This is a genomic window from Archangium sp., from assembly GCF_057119385.1.
In genome coordinates this window covers 43,117-66,295 of record NZ_DBNGVP010000214.1, presented here as the reverse complement: position 1 = coordinate 66,295, position 23,179 = coordinate 43,117, and the positions used below count along the sequence as shown (strand labels likewise).

Below are 23,179 nucleotides of genomic sequence, written 5' to 3'. Positions count from 1 at the left end.
GGAGAGCCGGGCGTCGGGTGAGCGCTACATCGTCATGGCGCACGCGCGCACCAGCGTGGTCGACCGGGAGGCGCTGTTCAAGGAGGTTCGCGCCGGCAACCCCGTGGTGGTGTTCGGGGATACGTCCATCGCCAGGGGTCTGGTCGACGCCCAGTTCGACCAGCCGTTGCGCTCGATTGACTCCCATGGCGTCGAGGAGTCCGAGAGTGCCTACGGCCTCTTCATTGACCGCCGGGGCGTGCAGCAGGTCTTCCAGATCGGCGAGAAGAACATGGCCACCGCTGCCAGGCTTGCCTATGAGTGGGCCGCCGAGCGCCTGAAGGAGGACGAGGCGGGCGCGCAGGACGTGAACACCCTCGCCGCCGGCTGGACCCTGGTCCTTCAGCGGTCCACGTTCTATGACCTGAACCCGCACGGCAAGCAGAACATCTTCACCTTGTTCTACAAGCTCAGCAACGACGGCTCCACCACCTACGACTGGTGGAACATCGAGTTCCGGCATGAGTCCGTGCCCGGCAAGCAGGCCTGGGGCAATGACTGGCGCACCGCGGACATGTGGCAGAAGGTCTGGGGCAGGTACAACGGTCTCAACTACTTCGTCAGCGACCGCGACCCCACCACCACGCAGGGGAGTACCTCGGTGGGCGTCTCGGTTGGCACCAGCGCCGGCTACGATGGTGCCTCTGTCAACGCCAGCATGTCCTGGAGCTACACCACCAGCGACGTGATGATCAACGATCAGGGTGACACTTCGCAGGCCAGGGCCCAATGGTATCACAATGTCAACGAGAACCAGAACGTTGGCAAGGCCACGTATGTCGTCAAGCCGGGTGCCACCATGCGCGTGCCCAACGGCACCACGGCTCCCTACAACAAGTGGCAGGAGTGCTACCAGATTCAGTGGATGGATCCGAACTTCTTCGTCAATAACTTCTACAAGCACACGGTGTGGTGGGGCGGTGGTACCTCCTGCGCGTTCTGAGCGGAGCCTGGCCGCATAGCGCCCTCCCGAGGCCCGGCGCGCCCTCCGCGGCGCCGGGTCTTTCGTATCCATCGCTTCCACGCCGGTCCGGGTTGAACCCGGTTCGCGCATCCCCCCATATTGCGCGCCAACAGGAGTACTCGAGATGAAGAGCCTGAAGACGTGGAGTCCGGGGTGGGCCCCGGGGATGCTGGGGTTGTGGTTGAGCCTGGGGTGCGGTGCGGAGCAGGTGCCCACGCCGGAGCCGCGGGGCAGGGTGATGCAGCAGGTGAGCAGCTGCGCCGGGCCGAGCGGTGCGCTCTGCGGGTTCGTCACCCCGGCGGAGGCAGGGACCGCCGGCTCGGGCAACTCCCCCGCGCCGCACGTCGTCGTGCGCCCCACCAGCCCGTCCAGAGCGGAGCTCATCGTCTACCTGCCCGGCACGGGCAGCCAGCCGGCGGACATCCTGAGCACCGCGTACGCGGACAGGGACCACACCCTGTACGCGAGCGCCGTCTCCAAGGGCTACCGGATGATTGGCCTGTCGTACCAGAATCAGCCCTCCGTCCGCTCCCTCTGCTCCGACAGTGATGCCTGCTTCCTGGCCACGCGGCGCACCCTCATCTCCGGGAGCGTGCAGCCGGGCAGCGCGGTGACGTCCATGGACAAGGCGGATGCCATCCTGCCCCGGCTCAAGGCGCTGCTGCTGTACCTGCGCGACACGGTGGACCCGGCGGGCAACTGGGGCAGCTACTTCACCCAGCCGGCCTGCACCACGGACTGTGTCCTCGACCCGGCGAAGATCATCGTCTCGGGCCAATCCCAGGGCGGAGGCCACGCGGGGGTGATTGGCAGGGACTACGCCGTGCGACGGGTGGTGACGCTGGCCTCGCCCTGTGACGCGATGGGCACGAACGGCGCCTGGGCGAGCTGGACGCTGCCTCCGCTGGCCACCGCTCCAGGCGCCGATCGCTACCGGGGCCTCATCGCCCGCGGGCAGGCCGGTACGCAGGAGAACCGGGACGCCTGCGAGGAGGCCGCCATCGCCCACTGGGCGCCGGAGCGGATGAACGCACAGTGGAAGCTCGTCATCAGCTCCACCGGCCTGTGCGTGACGGATCCGCATGAGTGCGTGGGAAGAGACGCGCAGCTGTACGCCGAGTGGCTGGAGCTGTGGCCGTAGCCGTCCTGACCTCTTTGGGCCCAGCTGAACGAAGCCCTCCATCGTTTGCTCGGGCAGGAGCCCCCACCCCGCTGACTCGCGTGCTCACCCAGGCCTCGGCGGGGGTGCTGATGACCGGCGGCCCACTGGGAATTCCTGGAATACGGAGTCGTATTGACCTGGACCGGACAGTAGCGTATCTGCCATGAGTGAAGAAAAACACACTCACCGCAAAGGCCACCCCGGCGCGGTCACCGGCGCACGTGCGTCGCAGAAGCGAAACCATGCAGGGTCGACGTCCGTTCGCGGGGCATGGCCGCCGGGCCCCACTGGCCGTGCTGCTCATGGTGGCGGTATGCATTGTGTTGTTGCCGGAGCGCGCGTCCGCCATGGCGCTGCCTAGCATCAATCTCAATGCCTACTGCCAGCAAACCCATGGCTCCAGTGCCTACGAGGTGCTGGTGCAGTTCAACGCGTACGGCTGGAAGTGCCGGCTGAATGGTGTTGACTACAACATGAGCCTGGACGCGGCCTGCCGGCAGCAGCACGTGGACGGAGACTCCGCCTCCTTCCTGGACTTCAACAATCCCTACTCGTGGTTTTGCGTGCTCCGGGCGCCCTACACGAGCTTCATTGGCAATTCCTACAGTCTGTATGCCTGGAAGGGACGCTCGGTGGCGCTGAGGACACCGGACACGACGACTTGCCCGGCGAGCACCTTGATGAACATCATCGATGCGATCGACGGCGGCTACGACTTCTACCTGAACGCGACGGGCCGGGCCCCCACCCCTCACTTCCTCTACCAGGGCTTGAACAGCCTGGCCGCGATGCCCTCGGGCGTGTACACCGGGTGTGGCGCTGGCGGCAGCGCCTGTGGCTTCTTTGGCCACACGGGAGTCGAGTTCCTGCAATCCACCTTCAGCACCATCTGCAACGCGGCTTTCTACTCCAACCAGTACGAGCAGACGCCCTTCTATGAGCTGGGGCGCAACTTCTGGTTCTACGGGAGCAAGATTGAGTACGTGGGGACGGACAACACGGGCTCCATCACCACGGGTTATGCGGTGGCGATGCGCTTCCTGGCCATGGACCATGCGGGGGTGAGCGCGAGTGGCGCCCCCATCAACGGGTACCCCTTCCACACGTTCCGTTTGGCCGTGCAGGGGCTGGTGGACGCCTATCGCTTCAACCCGGGCCTGACGTGGAGCAACACGTTGAGGGCCGGGCAGGCTCCGCCCAACAATCATGGCCTGGGCGGTACGGACTTCTTCGCGTCGTTCGTCCTGCGCCTGCACCGCGTCCACGGCTCGGACTTCATCAACCGGCTGTGGAGGAGGGTGGGCGCCGCCACGGACGCGGCCACCACCCAGGACGCCGTGGACAACTTCGTCCTCGCCGCCAGCGAGGCCGCCGGAGTCAACCTCCATGACCTCTTCCGCTACACCTGGAGGTGGCCGGTCAGCCCCTGGGTCCAGAGCTACCTGCAGGGCACCTACGGCTATCCGGTGAGCTCCCAGCCCTATCTCTGAGCGCGAGAAATCGGGGCGCTGTTGCATCACTTCACGCTCCCCCGTGACGCCGTCACGGACCTGCTGGCCGCCACGGCCGCTGGCGAGCGGGCACTCGGGGAGCTGCGGCGCCGCCTGTCCCCCTGAACCCCCGGGGGGCCCGGCCCTCATGTGACCCAGGCGGAGGACCCTGTTCGGGGTTAGACTTCGCCAATGAACTCCAGCCCCTCCAGCCGGTCTTCCGTCGTCGTGGCGGAGCTGGGGCCCACGAATACGGGGAAGACGCACCGCGCCATCGAGCGCATGCTCGAGCACGACACGGGCATGATGGGTCTGCCGCTGCGCCTGCTCGCCCGGGAGGTCTACGACCGGGTGACCGCTCGCGTGGGCGAGGGACGGGTCGCCCTGATGACCGGCGAGGAGAAGCGCCTGCCTCCCCGCCCGGACTATTGGATCTGCACCGTCGAGGCGATGCCCACCGATCGGCAGGTGGACTTCCTCGCCGTGGATGAGATCCAGCTCGCCGCCCACCGGGAACGCGGGCACGTCTTCACGGATCGGCTGCTGCATGCGCGGGGGCGCCGGGAGACGTGGTTCCTCGGCGCGGACACGATGCGGCCCATGGTCCAGGCGCTCATCCCCCATGCGTCGGTGAAGCGCGCCACCCGCCTGTCCCAACTGCGCTACGCCGGGACGCGCTCGCTGAAGAGCCTGCCTCCGCGCTCGGCCGTGGTCGCGTTCTCCGCGGACCGTGTGTATGAGCTCGCCGAGGCCCTGCGCCGTCTGCGGGGTGGGGTGGCCGTGGTGCTGGGCGCGCTCTCCCCGCGTACGCGCAACGCCCAGGTGGCGATGTACCAGTCTGGCGAGGTCCAGTACCTCGTGGCCACGGATGCCATTGGCATGGGGTTGAACCTGGACCTCCACCACGTGGCCTTCGCGGCGCTCTCCAAGTACGACGGCGCCGAGCAGCGGGAGCTCTTCCCGGACGAGCTGGCGCAGATCGCCGGCCGCGCGGGACGCCACTTGAATGACGGGACGTTCGGAACCCTGAACTCCCTGTCCGAGCTGCCTCCGCGGGTGATCTCCGCCATCGAGTCCCACCGGTTTCCAGCCGTGCGCCGTCTCATCTGGCGCAATGCCTCGCTCGATTTCTCGAGCCCGGAGTCCCTGCTGGATTCGCTGTCGCGGGCTCCGAACCACCATGGCTTCATCCGCGTGGAGCGCGCGGACGACTTCGATGCGCTCAAGGAACTCTCGAACGTTCCCGCCATTCGAGACATCGCCACCGACCGGGCCACGGTCGAGCTGCTGTGGCAGGTCTGCCAGATTCCGGATTTCCGCAAGGGGCTCTTCGGGCAGCACGTCGCGCTGTTGCGAGAGACCTTCCTCCAGCTCTCGGACGGGGACGGAAAGCTGGAGCAATCCTGGCTGTCCAAGCAGGTGTCGCCGCTCGACGATGTCTCCGGAGACATCCACACGCTGATGGACCGGTTGGCGGCCATCCGCATCTGGACGTACATCAGCCATCGGTCGAGCTGGCTGCACGACGCCGAGCACTGGCAGGAGCGCACCCGCCGCATCGAGGACGCGTTGGGTGATGCCCTGCATGAGCGGCTGGTGGAGCGCTTCGTGCAGCGGGCGGCGCGCAGGAGTGCACGCCGGTTCGTGAGGGCCGCCGCACGCCCCGCTTCCGAGTCGGACAGCCCCTTCGCGAAGTTGGGGCAGCTGCTGGGCGAGGTACCGGGTGCCGACGGCGGGGCGATGACGGAGGAGCAGTTCGTCCAGCGGGTGGTGGACGCGACGCATGACGCCTTCGAGGTGGAGGCGTCGGGGAGCATCTCGTTCGAGGGGCAGCCGCTGGCCCGTCTGGTGCCCGGGAAGGACCGGCGCACCCCGCAGATCGCGCTCGCGGAGCCGGAGGTCTGGACGGGAGGCGCGCGGCGGCTGCTCGAGCGCCGGCTGGTGGCCTTGTCCCGGGACCTGGTCACCGAGGCGATGGGGGGTTTTCCCGCCGAGGCCCTCACCGGCTCGGGCCGTTCCGCGGCGATGCGGGGCCTCGCCTACTGTCTGGCCGAGGGGCTGGGGGTGACGTCCCAGGAGGCGGCGCGAGAGCAGTGGCGGATGCTGGATGAGGAGTCACGCGAGCGCTTGAGGGCGCTGGGGGTCCGCCAGGGGCAGCGTTTCCTCTACGTCACCGAGGCGCTCGCGCCGCATGCGCTCGAGCGGCGCTGCCTGCTGACGGCGCTGTACCAGCGGAGTCCGGCACCCCAGGGCGTTCCACGCGAGCCGGTGCTCGAGGCGGCGGACCTGGGCGGCAGGAATGCGCGGGCCTTCGGCTATGAGGTGCTCGGTTCCGTGGCGCTGCGGATCGACATCGCCGAGCGGCTCGGCGAGGCGTTGCGCCACCCGAACGGGACCCAGCAGGTGCACGCGCTGCTGCAGGAGTTGAAGCTGGAGAGCGGTGTTCGCGCGCGGGTGCTGCGAGAGCTCGGAGGCCAGTCCGGGCGCGCCCCGATGAAGCGGCGGCGCCGGCGCCGGGGCGGCAGAGGGCCGGGGACGGCTCCCGACAAGAGTGGTGCCAATGGGCGCAGGAGCGGGGCCGGGGAGGGGAGCGCGTAAGGGCAGTGCCCGGGACCAGGGCCCTCGGCGGGGCCAATTCCTGGCAACTCGGCTCCAAATTCCAAGCACGATGTATAACTCAACCCCCGCTTCCCGGGTTCACTCCCGGCTGTGACAGCTCGATGCGGTCCGCCACCCCAGGTGACGTTCGAAGCCGTAGCATGCGCTCCGTTCACACCTGCCCCCCGCGCTCCGCATGCACACTCCCGCTCGACTGCTGCCGCTCGTGCTGCTCGTCCTCACCGCCTGTCCCCCGCAAGGCCCCGCGGACCTCTGCAACACCCAGGAAGAGGCGTTGCGCTCGCGCGAATGCCAGCTCACGCCCGGTGTGCCCCTGAAGGATCGCTATCTCTCCTTCGAGCACGACACTGATTATTACAGCGTGCGGATGCCCTCGGACCTGGGGCCCCGCTCGGTGCTGCGCGTCACCGCCAGCTATGGTGTGTCCAGTACTCCGGTGAGCCTGTCCGTCCGTCTGCTGCACGAGGACGGCGGCGAGCTGGCGCCGCGCCGGGTGGACGCGCACGGCGAGGGCGAGCCCCATCCCGTCGAGTTCCTCCTGCCCTTCTCCGAGCCGGGCGCGAGGCTGCTCCTCCAACTCAGTGACACGCCCGCCAATCCCAGCCAGCCCGGCTACGACGTGCGCAACCCGTACTCGCTCAGGGTGGAGGTGCTGGAGAACCCGGACGCCCACGAGCCCAATGACACCGCGGACATGGCCACGTCCGTGCCGCTGACGAATCAGGAGGGCGCCGCCGTGGGGAGTGCCTCCGGCTTCCTGGCCACCGACGGAGACGTGGACCGCTTCGCCTTCGACGTGCCGGCCGGGAAGATCGTCTACGCGCGGGTGACGGCGCCGGGCCTCGCTCCTCCTTCGGCCTCCCTCCTGTCGTACCAACTGCTGCGCCCGGACGGCACCGTGGAGGACGAGGCCCACGTGGACTCCCCCACGGTGGCCGCGGACCTGGCCACGGCGCGCCGGGCCCCCGTGGCGGGACGGTGGCAGGTGCTGGTGCGGGCCTGGAACGGCGGCACCTCCAGCGGGCCGCCTCCCGGAGACCTCCGCCTGCAATACACGGTGGACGTGAAGGTGCTGGACGAGGCGGACGTCCAGGAGTCTCCCACCGACAACGACGAGCTGGCGCGGGCCCGTCCCGTGAGCTTCGAGGGAAAGGCTCCACCGGCATCGGCATCCTTCACGGGGCGCCTGGGCTCGGTGCAGGACAAGGACTGGTACGCGGTGCGGTTGCCTTCGAGCACCGTGCACACCGTGCTGCACTACCGTCTGGTGCCCCTGTCCACGGGAGGCCGCTTCCCTCCGCTGCCAGGGGCTCCGCACCGGCTGGTGCGCGTCCTCTCGGAGGTGCAGGGCTCCTCGGCCCATGACTGCGTCACGAAGGCGGACGTGTGCCCCAAGGGCAACGGTTACGGGACGGACCCGGAGGTGACGTCCCGGGTGGATGGCTGGTGTGGCCAGGGCACGCCGCTGTGCCTGCACTCCTCGCGCGACGAGTCCGAGGCCTTCCCCCACCTGCGCAACCTCGAGGGCGTGTTGCCCGTGCCGCCACACGGCGCCTCGGTGAGCTACTTCTTCCTCGTCCAGGACGAGGGCTCCCATTGGGCGGATGACAGGGATTACCGCCTGGAGGTGGAGTGGCTGGACGACCCGGACGAGACCTCCCGGAAGAAGGGCGGAGTGACGGAGACCCCCGAGCCGAAGATGCTGGCCAGCGATGATGCCGGCACGGCCTTCCCCGCGCCGCCCAGGGGGGCCGAGTACGAGGTGCGCGGTTCCCTCTCCCACGGCCTGGGCGGGCTCGTCGGACATGAGCCCTCGAAGGGGCAGGGCGTGCGGGGCCCTCGGGACTACGACGCCGTGCCCACCGACGTGGACAGCTTCTCCTTCATCCTGCCCCCTCTCCCCACGCCCCTGGACCGCACCTGGGAGCTGCAGTGGGAGGTGGCGGACCTGCCCGATGGGGGCGTGCCCCATGGCCTCTCGCTGGCCCTGTCCTTCTGTGATGGGGACCGGTTGGACGCGAGTGGCGTCTGCACCCCCGTGTCCACGGGCAGTGCTGGCGCCCCCCTGACGCTCGCCTACAGCGGGGCGCCGATGCGCGCCTGGTACTCGCCGGCGGGCGGTGCCGGTGAGCTCCAGCCGCTGTATTCGCTCGAACGCGGGGACGGCGTCACGCGGGTGACGGTGCGGCCCCAGGCCTGCGCCTGCCTCGAGCCGCGCTTCCTCCGGGGGGGCTCCATCCACGTGTTCGTGAGCGCCGTGGACCGCATGGACTACGGGCAGGCGAACTACACGCTGCGCACCGCGTACACCGGCTATCCGAGGACGTACTCCACGCCCGATGGGGGCACCGCGTCCTGCCCGCTCCCGGAGGGCGAGGTGCCGGGCTGTGTCTTCACCCGGCAGCCGTGAGCCACACTCCCCGGGCTCACACCTGGAGCCCGGGGTTCTCCCGCGTCCGGCCTACCAGAACACCATCACGGACGAGGCGCGGTTGTTCCACGTCTGGCGGAAGGGCCAGAAGTACGGGTACATGCGGTAGCTGCTCAGGTTGGGGACGGCCCAGCTGGCGCCGAGCCACAGCCGGCGGCCCTGGAAGTAGGGGAGCTCGGTGAGCAGCGTCCAGCGGCCGCACCGGGTGCCCCGGATGGAGGAGATGCGGTTGTCCCAGATGCCCAGGTTGGCGTACCCGAAGCCCGGGCGCACCGAGAAGTACCTGCCCGTGTAGTAGGTGCCATCGAAGAAGTAGGCGGGCGGCCGGAACCAGCACGGCAGCGCGGCGGCGGCCTGCGGCTCGCTCGAGGGCATCTGCCCCGTCCTCTCCAGGTACACCTTCAGCGACGCCGCGTCGCGGAAGCCCAGGAGGATGTTCTGCTCGGCGGCGTTCGAGTCGAGCACGTAGTGCGGCAGCTGGATGCCCGCCTTCTCCAGCTCCTCGGCCGAGTACAGCTTGCCGTCCAGCAGCACGGGCAGATCCGGAAGGAACTCCTCCTCCATGGACTGCTCCTTCGAGGGCTCCGCGTCCCGGAACGCCAGGTCCACCGTCACCGGCTGCGCCTCGGAATCCGTGAGGGGCACCTCCTCGAGCTCCTGATCGGGCACGGGCTCGATGCTGGAGGCGAGGGCCTGACCGCCCGTGAGGCTGATGGCGAGCAGCAGGGAACCCAGGAACTTGTTCTTGGAGATCATGTCGAATCCTTGGATTGGGGGACACCGTCGTCCGGTCCGGTATTTCTGCAATCACCGTACCGGCGGCTTTTGCCCGTTTGTCCCAGAGGGAGAGTCTGTCGGAGAGCCGGTAGGTGTTGCTTCCCAGGCCACGGGCACGGGCCCATGGCGTTGCTTCCGCCGCTACACGGGCTCAGCTCTTCACCCAGGCCAGGGCCCGGCGCTGCTCATCCTCGTGGACCCACCGCTCCGCGCAGGCTCCGGTGCGCTCCACCAAGGCTCCGTCCACCCAGACGAACGTTCGCCGGGGCGCCGGACCCACCGGCCCGGCGGGACAGGCCAGGAGCCCCTGGACGAGCGCCTCCTGGGCCGGGTCCGTGCCGGGCCGCTGGTGGTTGACCTCCAACGCGAGGGAGCGGGGGAACCCCACGGACATCAGCGCGCCCTTGAGCCCGTTGTTCAGCACCGGCGCCCGCCCGTTCATGTGCGGCAGGTCGACGACCACGAGGGTGGTGAGCGTCTCGGAGGAGGGGATGGCCCGCGCGGACTGGAGGGTGCGTTGAACGAGCTCGCCCGCGACCCGCCACTCCTCGTGCGCCCGGGCGAGGTACCGCGCACCGAAGAAGGCCTGGAGCATCAACACCGCGCAGCCCACGGCCCGTACCCAGGTCCTCGAATGGAAGAGCACGTCGAAGCTCCAGGCCAGTCCGAAGGCGATGCCGAGCATCGGGAGGAACAGGTACTGGTCCCCATTGTTCGTCCGGGCGAAGACGCTGGTGGGGACCGCGGCGACGAGCACCCAGGCGGCGGCCGCTCCCCACGCGCGGCGCGTCCGCGTCCATACCGCCAGCAGGACGACGGCGGCGAGCACCAGCACGGCACAGGCCAGCTGGGGCACCGTCACATCCCGCAGGGCGAGCGGCGGGGCGAAGGGCAGCACCAGGTTGAAGAGGGTGCGCACCAGGGCCAGCACGGACTGGAGGAGGGTGCTGACGCCATAGATGCTGGCGCCTGCCTCCGCCTGGCGCAGCCGGCCCTCGGGGTAGAGCAGCACGAACGCCGCGTAGAGCCCGAGCACCGGCAGCAGCCCCAGGTACGGCCGCCAGAAGCGGGCGGTGCGCACGGCCCTCCAGTCCGCCCCGAGCCGGTGCACATCCACGATGACGAGCAGCGCGGGGAGCACGATGGCGGGCTCCTTGAAGCCCAGCCCCACGCCGAAGGAGACGAGCGCCAGGACGTACCCGGCCCTCGACGCGCGCTGCCGGAAGAGACTCCACCCGCTCAGGGCCGCGAGCACCGCACAGGCGACCACGATGTCCTGGGCCGCCGCGAACCAGTACAGGACGCGCTGGTTGCGCGGGTGGAGCGCCGCGAACACGCAGGCGGACAGGGCGCCCGCGAGCCCCACGCCCTGGAGCCGCAGGAAGACGAAGAGCAGGACCAGGCACGTGAGGAAGCCCGCCATGACCAGGAAGCGGTAGGGCACCGGGTCGAGCCCGAAGAGGGCCGGCAGCACGCGGAACGTCGCGTTGCGCAGCGGGCGGTACAGGTGATCCTGCGCGAAGTACCAGGGCTGGGGGCGATCCTCCACCAGGTGGGCGAAGTCATCGGCCACGAAGCCGAGCTCCAGGAGTGATGCGAGACGCAGCAGGAGCAGCACCAGCGCCACACCCGCCGCGGCCAGGGGCCAGGCGTACTTCCGAAGCAGTCCGTCGCTCATGCGGTGACTACACCCATTTCACGATGTACGTGCAGCTCGCGCCGCCCCGCTTGCGGCACGGCTTCGAGGTGTCATGCGTCACCGTGGCGGTGACCTCGAAGCGCTGCGCCATCGCCTGGAGCAGGTGCAGATCGAACGCGCAGGGATAGGGATTGTCGCACTCGCAGAGGATCTGCTTCATGCCGGGGACCCGTGAGTAGCCGTAGTGGCCGATGCCCTCGGTCATGGTGCCGGTGGTGGGCGAGAACATGGGCCGCCCGTCCAGGGCGTGGTTCATGTGGTAGGCGACGTCCACCGATTTGATCGCGCTGTCGATGTCCGTCACGAAGGGCGGGAAGAGGGCGTTCTTCGGCACGGCGAGCCCCACCTGGCCGAGCATGCTCTCCCCATACTCGCGGCCGATGCGCTCGAAGGTGGCCAGCCAGCGCGTCACCGGGTACCACCGGTCCTTGTCGAACTGGACCACGCCCTCCTTCGACTCCTCGCCGAGCCCCTCCTCCAACATGATGCGGCTGGCGAGCAGCTGGAAGCTGCCGAATGCGTTCAGCACGTTCGACAGGTTGGCACCCAGCACCTGCACGTTCTCGAGCTTCACGTTGTCCATCTTGAGATCACCCCCGGAGTGTCTGGCTGGACGGCACACACGTCTCGCCGTGGAACGCCACCATGCCGCGTGTCCGCTCGCAAGCCTCCCGGGCTCCACGCCGCCCGGCTGTACCGTCCTCTCGAAATCGGACTACCGGGCTACACTTCTGGTCCGGGGATTCCCCGCAAAGTAGGAATCCACCCGGACCCTGACCTATGCTGGGGGAGTCCCTCGCCGAGGCGGAGGGACAGGCGGGCCGGGTGGACATGAGCACGAGCCGAAGTATGGGAATGCAATCGGATTGGGAGCGCACGCTGGAGCAGTTGATGGAGCTGGCGACCTCCCAGGACACCGCGCGCGGGCTGTTCCTCAACCGCACGTTGGAGGCGGTCCGGTCGCTCGGGGACGAGGCGGCCGTGGCGCGATGTCAGGCGGTGCTCGGCCAGCAGCGGCTGATGGACTTCGTCAACTACTCCGTGACGCTGCTCCTCCGGCTGACCATGGCCGCGGTGCGGGAGCTGAGTGCCCGGCATGGGGGCGCGGAGCAGGTGCTGCGCATGTTGGGGCAGAAGGCGGCGGTGGGCCTGATGTCCTCCGCGGTGGGCAGCGCGATGTGCTCGCAGTCCGGCGCGAGCACCGACCACATCTCCGCCAGCCTCCAGGCCATCTACAAGGTGACCTCCAACTACGGGGAGCGGGCGATGGAGTGGTTGGGGCCCCGGCACGGCCGCCTGGTGATGCGGCGCAGCTTCCTGCCCATGCCGTACCACGAGGGCGCCATGGTGGAGGTGCTCGAGCGGCTGGGCGCGCGCAACGTGCGCGTCCGGGGAGGGGTGCTGGGCCCGCTCGACAGTGAATATGACTTCACGTGGGAGTGAATCGGCCCGCGAGGAAGATCATGATGACGCACGAGGAGCTCTTGTCCCAGGTCGCCGAGCACGCGGGCCTCCCTGGCCGGGAGGAGGCGGAGCGCACCCTCGGCGCGGTGCTCTCGGTGCTGGGGGAGCGGCTGAGCTGGCCCGTCGTCCAGGCCCTGGCGGAAGATCTTCCGGCCCCGCTGGCCGAGAGCCTGCGTGACGTACGCCCCCACCAGGACTTCAACCTCGCGGAGCTGCATGCGCGGGTGGCGGAGCGGACGCGGGTGCCGCTGGGGCAGGCGGTGGAGCTCACGGGTGTCGTCTGCCAGTTCCTCGCGGAGGCGCTGTCTCCCGGGACGGTGCACCGGCTGCGCGAGGCCCTGCCCGAGCCGATGAGCGCCCTCCTCAGGCCGCGCGAGCCCGTGGGGGAATTCGAGTACGTCCACCTGGAGCCGGGCCGCGGCACGCTCGCCGAGGGGCGGCCGGGAAGCCATCGCCCCCTGTCCGAGGCGAGGCCCGAGCGGGCGCACTCGCACTCGGTGGTGCGGGCGGACAATCCCCATGGGGACACGAAGCTCTCCAGCGCCAGCGGCTTCACGCAGGAGCGGGAAGAGGAGACGCTCGCGGCCGGACACCCCGGGTCGGATCGTCCCCTGAGCGAGTGGGAGTGAGCGGTGGGACAAAGTGTCGTCCGCTTTTCTCTCTGTCCGGACAACCCGGCAGGCCCTGGTGCTTCCTGGCTATGAGTGTCTCCGGAAGCGCACGCGGCATACCGGTTGCTTGGAACGGCCCTGGTCGGAGGGGACACACGTGGGACTCGAAGCCTTCATCCGGCTCGCCCGAGAGCAGGGAGCGAGCGACATCCACCTGGAGGGCGAGATGCCCATGGCGCTGCGGATCCGCGGCGCGCTGCGGCTCGCGGGGGAGGCGGTGCCGGGCTCGGTGCTCACCGCCATGGCGCGCGACATCATCGGTGATGCCGCATGGCCCGAGTTCCTCGAGCGGTGCTCGTATGACGTCTCGCGCAACGTGGAGGGCCAGCGCTGCCGCATCAACATCCTGCGCACCGCGCGCGGCGTGGGCTTCGCCATCCGTCTGCTGGCCTCCGCCCAGGCCACGTTGAAGAAGCTCAACCTGCACCCGGACCTGCGCCGCCTCATCGAGCCGGCCCACGGCCTGGTGCTGGTGAGCGGCCCGACGGGCTCCGGCAAGACGTCCACGCTCGCGGCGCTGCTGCAGGAGATCAACCTGAGCGAGGCCCGGCACATCATCACGGTGGAGAGCCCCATCGAGTACGCGCTGGTGCCGCGCCAGTCCTTCATCCGCCAGCGCGAGGTGGGCCGGGATACGCCCTCCTTCGAGCAGGCGCTCGTCGACGCGCTCCGCGAGGACCCGGATGTCCTCATGGTGGGCGAGATGAGGGACCCGGAGGTGATGCGGCTGACGTTGAACGCGGCGGAGACGGGACACCTCGTGCTCGCGACGGTGCACTCGGCGAGCACGGCCGAGGCGCTCCAGCGCGTGGTGTCGGCCTTTCCGCCGGAGATCCAGGGCGCGGTGTGCGCGCAGTTGGCGGACTGCCTCGTGGGGGTGGTGTGCCAGCGGCTGCGCTACCGTCCGGAGCTCGGCATCCGTGTGCCCGAGTGCGAGGTGCTCCCGGGCAGTACGCCCGTGAAGAGCCTCGTGCGCCAGGGCCACTTCTTCAAGCTCCCGTCCGCCATCGAGACGGGCGCCGCCGATGGCTCGTGGACGTTCACGCGCTACGCGGAGTGGCTGAACCGGAAGACGGATTGGAACCTGCCGTCTCCCGCGGAGGAGGCTCCGCCCGAGCTGCCTCCCGTGTCCGTTCCCTCACTTCGGGCCACTCCAGCGCCGATGCCGGAGCCTCTTCCCCGGCCGGTCGCGCCCAGGCCGAAGCGCGTCACGCAGGACGATGTTCCGCCCAGACCCGCGCCCGCCGAGGAAGGGGTCTTCGTCATCCAGGAGGAGCAGGACGATCTCTCGGACATCATCCGCCAGCTCGAGCGCGGTGGTCCCAAGAGCAAGGAGTAACGGTCCGAGCGTCCGTGGGTGTCCCCTCTCCCTCTGGGAGAGGGCTAGGGTGAGGGTCTTCCGCCCATGATCCGCGTGATGGGTGACGACCCTCACCCCCCGCCCTCTCCCAGAGGGAGAGGGCGCATGCGCAACGTGTGGACTCCTGGTTTCGCGAGATCCGGCTGGATTGTCACCCGAGGGGCCTCACGCGGCGCGTTGTGTTGATGAGTGGTGCATGAGGGGGGGGAACTTGATCATTGACCCCGTGCCGACCCGGCGGGAACGTTGCCGCGATACACAGGAGCGGAGGGGTCATGGGTCGTCTCGCGAGCAGGTTGGGTTGGGCACTGGTCGCCATCATCGGCGCGTTCTGTCTGGGCACTGTGGCGCTGCACCGGGGCGAGACGATCAACGCCACCTGGCTGGTGGTGGCGTCCGTCTGCGTCTACATGCTCGGTTACCGCTTCTACGGGCGGTTCATCGCCGACAGGGCCTTGAGGTTGGACCCCTCGCGGGCCACGCCGGCGCAACTGCGCAATGACGGCCTGGACTACGTACCCACCGACAAGTGGGTGCTGTTCGGCCATCACTTCGCGGCCATCGCCGGAGCCGGTCCGCTGGTGGGCCCGGTGCTCGCCGCGCAGATGGGGTACCTGCCGGGCACCATGTGGATCCTCTTCGGCGTGGTGGTGGCCGGCGCGGTGCAGGACTTCATGATCCTCTTCCTCTCCATCCGCCGCGACGGCAAGTCCCTGGGCGACATGGTGCGCCTGGAGCTGGGTCCCGCCGCCGGGGTGGTGGCGATGATCGGCGTGCTGATGATCATGATGATCATCCTCGCGGTGCTGGCCCTGGTGGTGGTCAAGGCGCTGACGGACAGCCCCTGGGGCACCTTCACCGTGGCCATGACCATCCCCATCGCCCTGTTGATGGGGGTGTACCTGCGCTACCTGCGCCCCGGCCGCGTGCTCGAGGTGTCCATCCTCGGCTTCGTGCTGCTGATGCTCTCCATCTGGCTGGGCGGCCGCGTCGCCGACGCACCGTCCGTGGCCCCGCTGTTCACCTTTGGCAGCAAGCCGCTGGCGTGGATGCTCATCGCCTATGGCTTCTGCGCCTCGGTGCTGCCGGTGTGGCTGCTGCTGGCGCCGCGCGACTACCTGTCCACCTTCCTGAAGATTGGCACCATCCTGCTGCTGGCGGTGGGCATCGTCCTGGCCGCGCCGGAGCTCCGGATGCCGGCGGTGACCCGGTTCATCGACGGCACCGGGCCCGTGTTCTCCGGCAACGTGTTCCCGTTCCTCTTCATCACCATCGCCTGTGGCGCGGTGTCCGGCTGGCACTCGCTCATCTCTTCCGGCACCACGCCGAAGATGCTGGCCAACGAGGGCGAGTCGCTCATGGTGGGCTACGGCGCCATGCTGATGGAGTCCTTCGTCGCGATGATGGCGCTGATCGCCGCCTCGGTGCTGGACCCGGGTGTGTACTTCTCCATGAACTCGCCGCCGGGCCTGATTGGCACCACCGTGGAGCAGGCGGCGCGGACCATCAGTGAGTGGGGCTTCGTCATCACCCCCGACGTGCTCAGCATGACGGCCAGGGAGATTGGCGAGTCCTCCATCCTCTCCCGTGCGGGCGGTGCGCCGACCCTGGCCGTGGGCATGGCGCAGATCCTCCATGGGCTGGTGGGCGGCGCGGGCATGATGGCCTTCTGGTACCACTACGCCATCCTCTTCGAGGCGCTCTTCATCCTCACCACCGTGGACGCGGGCACGCGCGTGGGCCGCTTCATGATCCAGGAGCTGGCCGGCCTGGTGTACGCGCCGCTGCGCAAGACCGAGTCCTGGTCCGCCAACCTGCTCGCCACGGCCATCTGCGTGAGCGGCTGGGGCTACTTCCTCTACCAGGGCGTGGTGGATCCGCTGGGCGGCATCAACACGCTCTGGCCGCTGTTCGGCATCGCCAACCAGATGCTGGCCGCCATCGCGCTGACGCTGGTCTGCGTGGTGCTCGTGAAGATGAAGCGCGAGCGCTACCTGTGGATTCCGGCGCTGCCCACCGTGTGGCTGGTGTGCTGCACGCTCACCGCCGGCTGGCAGAAGGTGTTCGGCGGCGAGGTCCGGGTGAGCTTCCTCGCCCATGCCCGCGCGTTCTCCGCCGCCGCCGCCGAGGGCAAGGTGCTGGCGCCCGCGAAGAGCCTGGAGGACATGGAGCGCGTCATCACCAACGACTACGTGGACGCCACCCTCACCGTGCTCTTCATGCTGCTGGTCATCGCGACCGTTTCGTTCGGCATCCGCGCGGCCCTGGCCGCCCGCCGCTCGGCCGGCCCCACCGCCCAGGAGACCGCCCCCGTTCCCCTGGCCACGGCGGGCCACTGACATGGGCGCCGCGAGGGACAGGCTGAGGGGCTTCTGGCTCCAGGCGGTGCGGACCGCCCGGTTGATCATCGGCGTGCCCGACTACGACACCTACGTCCAGCACATGCGTCTGAAGCACCCCGGGAAGCCGGTGATGAGCTACCCGGAGTTCTTCGACGAGCGCATGCGCGCCCGCTACCGCGGGGGTGGCGGGCGCTGCTGCTGACTCAATGTCCAGCGCGTTGGGCGCGCCCGTCCGCGTGTCGTTGTAGACCGCGAACGTGGAGACTCAATCCGAAGGCGTGGGGATGCGAAGGAATTGGAGCGTCACGGTGTAGCCGCCGTAGCCGCGCGTCAGGCGTTGGCGCTTTCCGTCCGGCCCCACGACGGCGAAGGAGGGAAAGGCGCTGACGGAGTGCGCCTTGATGAGGGCCTGCACGGCGGGCGGGTTCTCTCCGTCCTCCTGGTGGCGATCCTTCAGCTTCACGGGGATGTAGCGCGTGTTGATGTTGCGGGCCGCGTAGTCGTTGTTGAAGACGTCGCGCTCCATCAGCTGGCAGGGCGAGCACCAGTCGGCGGAGAAGTAATAGAGGATGGGGAGATGGCGCTCGCGGGAGAGGGCCTCGGCCTGCTCCAGGGGAACCCAGGCCACCAGGCTCCAGGGCTGGGAGGGGGGGGCTTCTCGTAGACGGCGCTGGCCACCCGGGCACCCAGCAGCAGCACGGCGGCCACCAGCAGCCGGCGGGGCAGCGCGCGGGTGGAGCCCGGATCAACGGGACGCATAGGACACCTCGCGCTGATTGAAGACGTGGATGCCGAGCAGCAGCAGCAGCGAGACATTGGAGAAGTACGTGGTGAGCCGCAGCCAGGACAGGGGCGTGGCGGCGAACGTCCTGCGGAAGTCCAGCTCGGGCATGAGCAGGCCCAGGAGGTACTGGCGCACGGTGAAGGCATACCGGGCCGACTCGTCCTTGCCCAGGCCGGGCAGCACCCGCTCCGCGAGGAAGAAGAGCACGCCCCAGAGCGCGAGGTTGCCCCAGCCCGGCAGCCGCGTGGAGAAGCAACGCTGCGAGGCCACCACCTTCTGGCCGCGCTCCGCTCCCTCGAGCAGCGCCCGCAGATCCCTCGTGGCTGCCGTGGGGACGAGCCGGTTGGGGTACTCGATCTGCGTCACCTCGGGGTGGAAGAAGGCGGCCAGCGCTTCTCCAGTCGCTCCCTGCTCGATGGCCCGGAAGTAACGGTGCGCGATGTCGAGGTTCGTCGTGGACATGGGTCCTCCCGTCGGATTCACAACCGTGGTTGTACAACCCCGTTTGCACAAGAGGAGCGCTTCCGGCGAAGCCACGGCAGCCGGGCCCTGGAGGAGGCACGCCCCGGCGGGTCCGGTCGCCGCGCTGAGCCAGGACGGTGGCCCGGGCCGAGTCCCCTTCGCGCGGGCGGAGATCCTGGCTATACCCGTCCGACAGGATGGGCCCTGGTGCCCGGGAGGATTTCCACATGCTTCGCTCTGGAACCGAGAACGGCCGGCGCCCGTGGGTGCTCGGCCTCGGTCTGGCCATCACCCTGCTGGGGGCGTCCGCCCTCGCGCAGCAACCGAAGCCCGCGACGAAGGCCGCCGAGAAGCAGGAGGCCTTCTTCGGCCGCGAGGAGCTGGCCCGCCAGGCCAAGGTCCACGAGGAGGGCTGCAAGAAGGGCGACAAGGGCGAGTGCTTCAACGCGGCGTTGGCGTACGCGCAGGGCGCGGGCGTGAGCAAGGACGATGCCCGCGCGGCCGCCCTCTACAAGAAGGCGTGCGACAAGGGCCACCTGGACGCCTGCAACAACCTGGGCATCGCCTACGCGGAGGGCACGGGCGTGCAGAAGGATCCGAAGCAGGCCTTCGCGCTCTTCGACAAGAGCTGCAAGGCGGAGGACGCCAAGGGGTGCTTCAACGTGGGCCTCGCCTACAACGCGGGCCTGGGCGTGGACAAGGATCCGGTGCGTGCCGGCGCCTCCTTCGAGAAGGCCTGTGGCAAGGGCCACGCGGATGGGTGCTTCAGCCTCGCCATCGCCCATGCGAACGGCAAGGGCGTGGAGAAGAACCTGGAGAAGTCCGCGGCCCTCTTCACCAAGGCCTGCGACGCGGGACACATGACGGCCTGCAACAGCCTCGGCGTGGCCTATATGGCGGGACAGGGCGTGGCGAAGGATCCGAAGCGCGCCGTCTCCCTCTTCGAGAAGGCCTGTGCCGCGGAGCTCCCGGGCGGCTGCCTCAATGCTGGCATCGCCCACCGCAGTGGCAGCGGCGTGGCGAAGAGCCCGGAGCGCTCCCGCGAGTTCATCCAGAAGGCGTGCAACCTCGGGCTCGAGCCCGCGTGCAAGGCGCTCCAGGCCGCCACGAAGGCGCCTTAGCGCGAGCGCTCAGGGCGTGCCAGGAGCCGCGGTGGCGGGCCGGAGCTGATCCGGGTGCGTGGGGACCTGGATGTCCCCGGCGATGATCTTCCCCTTCAGCTCCTCCAGCCGGGCCAGGGCGTCGGCCTTGCCGGGGAAGTCCAGCCGCACCGGGGCGTAGGTGATGCCGCCCTCCTTGAGGCCGAGGGACAGGCTGCCGCCCTGGAAGCGGCCCTGGACCTCATCTCGCACGGCCTCGTACACCACCAGGTCCACGCGCTTCACCACCGCGGACAGCACGGCCTTGGGTGCCAGGTGCGACGGGTCCGAGTCCACGCCGATGACGTAGACACTCTTGCCCTCGTCGCGCGCTTCCTTCACGGCCTGGATGGCGCCCAGGCCGTCCACGCCCGCGGCGGCGAAGAGCACGTCCGCGCCCTTGGTCAGCAGGTCCTGCCCCACCTGCTTGCCGAGCGCGAAATTCGTGAAGCCACCGGTGTAGTTGGACACCACGGTGGCCTTGGGGTTGGTGGCCGCCACGCCCGCGCGGAAGCCGGCCTCGAAGCGCTTCACCAGCGGAATCTCCATGCCGCCCACGAAGCCCACCTTGCCCGTCTTCGTCGCGAGCCCGGCCAGCGCGCCCACCAGGTAGCAGCCCTCCTCCTCGCGGAAGACGACGGTGCGCACGTTGGGCAGCGTGTACGGCTCGCCCTGGGCGGACAGCAGTGGGCTGTCCACCAGCAGGAAGTGCTTGTCCGGGTTGCGCTTCGCCACCGCCTCCACCGCGTTCTCCAGCATGAAGCCCACCGCGAGCGACAGCGACACGCCCTGCTCCTCCACCAGCAGTTGCAGGTTGGGCTCGTAGTCCTCGGCCACCCGGCTCTGGAGGATGACGGGCGTGATGCCGAGCGGCTCGTGCTCCTGGGGCGTGACGTCCTTGTAGCCACCCTCCTCGTACTTCACGCCCGCGGCCCAGACCTCCAGGCCCCGCAGCGCCGAGTCATTGAAGGACTGGTCCCCGCGACCTCCGAGCCCCAGCACGAGGCCGATGCGGCTCTTCTGGGTGGCGGGTGCCTTGGCCGCGGTCTTCGGGGCGGGAGGCGCCTCCTTCTGGCTCTTGCAGGCCGGCAGGAGGGGCAGGGCGAGGACCAGGGCGAGGTGACGCAGGCGCATGGCCTCTAGGACTTCGCGCTTCCCGCGCGCATCTGGTTGAGCCGGTCGTAGTGGCGGTAGCCGAGCTGATCCAGCGCGCTCGGGGGCGCCAGGCCGATGTCCACCAGCGTCTTGATGTCATACGTGCCCGCGAGCACCGGGGGCGCGTAGTTCCGCACGGCGTCGGGGGTGCGGAACTTCGACAGCGGGAAGAGCACCGTGTTGGTGTGCACGTGCATGAAGTGCGCGGCCGACTGACGCTGCCAGCCCGGCACGCCCGGCGCGGTGATGACGTGCGGCGTCGCGAGGAACGTGCCTCCCGTGAGGATCTCCAGCTGCTGGCCCACCTGCGCGACGATGCAGCCCGCGGGCGCGGTGCCACGCACCATCCGCCCCCTGGGCTCCTCGGGCGACGGGCGCGTGCGGAGGTAGAGGCCGCTCTTGTCATCGGGGCTCTTCTCCGGTTGCCCCTGGGGGTCGAGGAACCGGCCCCCGGGCAGCAGCGTGAGCAGGTTGAAGTCCGTGTGCTCCTCGCCCCAGACGATGCCGGTGTTCACCTGGGAGGCGGTGAGGGGCAGGTACTGCAGCGCACGCGTGACGTGGGGGGCCCGCTGGCAGAGATCCGCGAAGGACGCCTCCGGGAGCCCGAGCGCCACCGCCGCGCCGCGCAGGAGCCCGAGCCCCGCCTCGTGGAGCGACCGGCCGAGCGAGAGCAGGCCGTCCTGGAAGAACGGCGGCGCATCGGAGGGCCACACGTTCTCGGGGTAGATCTGCGGGAACTCGAGCGCCGAGCTCTCGTCGGAGGGGTAGGGCGCGGCGAAGTAGCACTCCTTGAAGTCCGGCTGGCCATTACTGGCCACGGCGACCTCGGTGTTCGGAGGCGTCCAGCCGCGCTGGTACCAGATGTCCGCGCGGCCGTAGGGCCGCTTGGCCTCGGTGGGCCACGAGACGAAGGTGCGGAACGCGTCGTAGAAGCGCTCGAGCGCCTGGGCATCGACACCGTGGTTCTTCACGTACACGAGGCCGAAGACGCCGAAGGCCTCCCGGATGGCCGCCGCGCCGCGCTCGACGCGGGCGGGGTCCTTCGACGAGAGATCGGTGAGGTCGACGGTGGGGATGTTCATCGGGGTCTCTGCCATGGCGACCCCAGGTGTATCGCGCCTCGCCTCCCAGCGGAATACGCTCGCAGTGGAGAGGCTCCGCCTGTCAGGGCTCCTGGGGCCAGGGCCAGGACTCCAGCCCGGTGTCCGCTGGCGCCTCGTTGGGGTCCACGGGCAGGAGGAAGTAGCCACCCGGAGGCACCTGCTGGAGGGAGTAGCTCCCCGGGAGGGGCTGCAGGAGGTAGTAGCCGCCCGGGGGCACCGCCTGCAGGCCATAGCGCTCCGTGAGCGGCTGCTGGAGGTAATAGCTCCCCGCCATGGGCTGCTGGAGCTGGTAGGTGCCCGCCATGGGTTGCTGAAGCTGGTAGGTGCCCGCCATCGGCTGCTGGAGGGCCTGGCTGCCTGCCATGGGCTGCTGGAGCTGGTAGGTGCCCGCCATCTGCTGTTGCTGGGCGCTGGCCGTCCCCGCCGCTGCCCAGGTCATCGCCGCGATCGCGGCCGCCAGGATGCTCTCGCGCATGTCCACACCTTCCCTGGTGTTGAGGTAGCCACGAGCCGAGGCGAAGGCCACGAGCGGCTTCCGGGACAGGATTCGAGGGCTCCCCGCAACCGCCGCCACCTCTTCCGGTACTCCCCGGTGGAGGTGGTCATGTCTGGTGGAAACACGGTGCGCCCGGGTGACGGGCAGGTGCGGTGGAACCCCGCGAAATCGCTGTGGTTCGGGCTCGTGTCGCTGGTCGCGGTGGTGGGGGCGGTGCCTACGTTCACTCCGTCGGCCTTCGGGCTCTTCGTGGGGAGCACGGTCCTGACGCTGTGCGCGGGGCACTCGGTGGGTATCCACCGGGGCCTCATCCACCGCTCCTACCGGGTGCCCGTGTGGCTGGAGTACGCGCTCACCTACCTGGGCGTGCTGGTGGGGCTGGATGGGCCGCGCGCGCTGGTGCGCATGCACAACACGCGGGACTTCCAACAGAACGAGCCCTGGTGCCACGACTACTTCGCGCACCGGCAGCCCATGTGGCGCGACTACTTCTGGAACCTGCACTGCCGCTTCGAGTTCGCCCGGCCTTTCGAGCCCCGTCTGGACGGACAGGTGGAGGCGGATGCTTTCTATGGCTTCCTCCAGCGCACCTGGATGTTGCAGCAATTGCCCTGGGCGGTGCTGTTCCTGGCGGTGGGTGGGCTGCCCTGGCTGGTGTGGGGGAGCTTCGTGCGCGTGGCGGTGAGTGTGACGAGCCACTGGCTCGTGGGCTACGTGGCGCACCGGCACGGCTATCGCGGGTGGCACAACGAGGGCGCGGCGGTGCAGGGCTTCAACAACCTGCTGTTCGGAGCGCTGAGCATGGGCGAGGGCTGGCATAACAACCATCACACGTTCCCGCGCTCGGCCCGGCTGGGAATCCGTTGGTGGGAACTGGACCTGGGGTGGGGTTTCCTCACGCTGCTGCGCGCGATGGGGCTGGCTACTGACATCCTTAAACCGGGCGAGCAGTCGCGCGCTCACCATGCCAAGCCTCTCCCCATGGGGAGTTCGTGTATGTCTCCTCTCCCTCTAGGATAAGG

The 23,179-nt window shown here is 69.2% G+C and carries 20 protein-coding genes; 12 read left to right on the top strand and 8 right to left on the bottom strand.

Annotated elements, in window-relative coordinates:
* The 5 genes from AC16DP_RS48930 to AC16DP_RS48910 all read left to right on the top strand — a co-directional run.
* Nucleotides 1-982, top strand: a 982-nt coding sequence (locus AC16DP_RS48930; RefSeq protein ID WP_483957105.1) for a hypothetical protein, incomplete at its 5' end; no start/stop codon positions are given.
* A 145-nt stretch (nt 983-1,127) separates the two neighbouring features.
* The gene (locus AC16DP_RS48925) at nt 1,128-2,144 is read left to right on the top strand and encodes a BPSS1187 family protein (protein WP_329734553.1); all 1,017 of its coding nucleotides are present in this window, start codon (nt 1,128-1,130) and stop codon (nt 2,142-2,144) included.
* A gap of 263 nt (nt 2,145-2,407) precedes the next feature.
* Entirely contained in the window at nt 2,408-3,655 is a 1,248-nt protein-coding gene (locus tag AC16DP_RS48920) for a calcium-binding protein (RefSeq protein WP_329734554.1), read from the top strand.
* A 192-nt stretch (nt 3,656-3,847) separates the two neighbouring features.
* A complete protein-coding gene (locus tag AC16DP_RS48915; protein ID WP_329734555.1) occupies nt 3,848-6,253 on the top strand; it encodes a helicase-related protein in 2,406 nt (801 codons plus the stop codon).
* A gap of 196 nt (nt 6,254-6,449) precedes the next feature.
* A complete protein-coding gene (locus tag AC16DP_RS48910; RefSeq protein WP_329734556.1) occupies nt 6,450-8,684 on the top strand; it encodes a cell-cell cohesion protein MtsF in 2,235 nt (744 codons plus the stop codon).
* A 51-nt stretch (nt 8,685-8,735) separates the two neighbouring features.
* Here AC16DP_RS48910 and AC16DP_RS48905 read toward each other — a convergent pair whose 3' ends face one another.
* The 3 genes from AC16DP_RS48905 to AC16DP_RS48895 all read right to left on the bottom strand — a co-directional run bounded on the left by AC16DP_RS48905 (nt 8,736) and on the right by AC16DP_RS48895 (nt 11,764).
* Nucleotides 8,736-9,461 carry a hypothetical protein gene (locus tag AC16DP_RS48905; RefSeq protein ID WP_329734557.1) on the bottom strand — a complete coding sequence of 242 codons (726 nt, stop codon included), beginning with the start codon at nt 9,459-9,461 and terminating at the stop codon, nt 8,736-8,738.
* 172 nt (nt 9,462-9,633) lie between these two features.
* Nucleotides 9,634-11,160, bottom strand: a complete 1,527-nt coding sequence (locus AC16DP_RS48900; protein WP_329734558.1) for a hypothetical protein — start codon at nt 11,158-11,160, stop codon at nt 9,634-9,636.
* Nucleotides 11,161-11,167: 7 nt separating this feature from the next.
* Complete coding sequence (locus tag AC16DP_RS48895; RefSeq protein WP_329734559.1) at nt 11,168-11,764, bottom strand: hypothetical protein; 597 nt, start codon at nt 11,762-11,764, stop codon at nt 11,168-11,170.
* Nucleotides 11,765-12,036: 272 nt separating this feature from the next.
* Here AC16DP_RS48895 and AC16DP_RS48890 point away from each other — a divergent pair, with 272 nt between their 5' ends.
* From AC16DP_RS48890 to AC16DP_RS48870, 5 genes are all read left to right on the top strand, one after another.
* Nucleotides 12,037-12,624, top strand: a complete 588-nt coding sequence (locus AC16DP_RS48890; protein ID WP_329734560.1) for a TIGR02265 family protein — start codon at nt 12,037-12,039, stop codon at nt 12,622-12,624.
* Between the two features lie 20 nt (nt 12,625-12,644).
* Complete coding sequence (locus AC16DP_RS48885; RefSeq protein WP_329734561.1) at nt 12,645-13,274, top strand: DUF2267 domain-containing protein; 630 nt, start codon at nt 12,645-12,647, stop codon at nt 13,272-13,274.
* 139 nt (nt 13,275-13,413) lie between these two features.
* Nucleotides 13,414-14,655, top strand: coding sequence for an ATPase, T2SS/T4P/T4SS family (locus AC16DP_RS48880; protein ID WP_329734562.1), 1,242 nt, complete (start codon nt 13,414-13,416; stop codon nt 14,653-14,655).
* A 296-nt stretch (nt 14,656-14,951) separates the two neighbouring features.
* Nucleotides 14,952-17,015: a carbon starvation CstA family protein gene (locus AC16DP_RS48875; RefSeq protein ID WP_329734563.1), complete on the top strand. Its 2,064-nt coding sequence runs from the start codon at nt 14,952-14,954 to the stop codon at nt 17,013-17,015.
* A 1-nt stretch (nt 17,016) separates the two neighbouring features.
* Nucleotides 17,017-17,220, top strand: a complete 204-nt coding sequence (locus AC16DP_RS48870) for a YbdD/YjiX family protein (RefSeq protein WP_329734564.1) — start codon at nt 17,017-17,019, stop codon at nt 17,218-17,220.
* Between the two features lie 63 nt (nt 17,221-17,283).
* Here AC16DP_RS48870 and AC16DP_RS48865 read toward each other — a convergent pair whose 3' ends face one another.
* Nucleotides 17,284-17,646: a thioredoxin family protein gene (locus AC16DP_RS48865; protein WP_329734565.1), complete on the bottom strand. Its 363-nt coding sequence runs from the start codon at nt 17,644-17,646 to the stop codon at nt 17,284-17,286.
* A 117-nt stretch (nt 17,647-17,763) separates the two neighbouring features.
* A complete protein-coding gene (locus AC16DP_RS48860) occupies nt 17,764-18,264 on the bottom strand; it encodes a hypothetical protein (RefSeq protein ID WP_329734566.1) in 501 nt (166 codons plus the stop codon).
* Between the two features lie 227 nt (nt 18,265-18,491).
* Between AC16DP_RS48860 and AC16DP_RS48855 the strand changes: the two genes are divergently transcribed.
* Nucleotides 18,492-19,385: a tetratricopeptide repeat protein gene (locus AC16DP_RS48855; protein ID WP_329734567.1), complete on the top strand. Its 894-nt coding sequence runs from the start codon at nt 18,492-18,494 to the stop codon at nt 19,383-19,385.
* 9 nt (nt 19,386-19,394) lie between these two features.
* Here the strand turns inward: AC16DP_RS48855 and AC16DP_RS48850 are convergent, their stop codons facing one another.
* The 3 genes from AC16DP_RS48850 to AC16DP_RS48840 form a co-directional block, all read right to left on the bottom strand.
* A complete protein-coding gene (locus AC16DP_RS48850) occupies nt 19,395-20,537 on the bottom strand; it encodes a BMP family lipoprotein (protein WP_329734568.1) in 1,143 nt (380 codons plus the stop codon).
* A 5-nt stretch (nt 20,538-20,542) separates the two neighbouring features.
* Nucleotides 20,543-21,655, bottom strand: a complete 1,113-nt coding sequence (locus tag AC16DP_RS48845; RefSeq protein WP_329734569.1) for an isopenicillin N synthase family dioxygenase — start codon at nt 21,653-21,655, stop codon at nt 20,543-20,545.
* A gap of 67 nt (nt 21,656-21,722) precedes the next feature.
* Nucleotides 21,723-22,136 (bottom strand): hypothetical protein, encoded by a 414-nt coding sequence (locus AC16DP_RS48840; protein WP_329734570.1) that lies wholly within the window; start codon nt 22,134-22,136, stop codon nt 21,723-21,725.
* A 129-nt stretch (nt 22,137-22,265) separates the two neighbouring features.
* On the opposite strand from AC16DP_RS48840, the gene AC16DP_RS48835 reads away from it, so the two are divergent.
* Complete coding sequence (locus AC16DP_RS48835) at nt 22,266-23,177, top strand: acyl-CoA desaturase (protein ID WP_329734571.1); 912 nt, start codon at nt 22,266-22,268, stop codon at nt 23,175-23,177.
* Nucleotides 23,178-23,179: the final 2 nt, after the last annotated feature.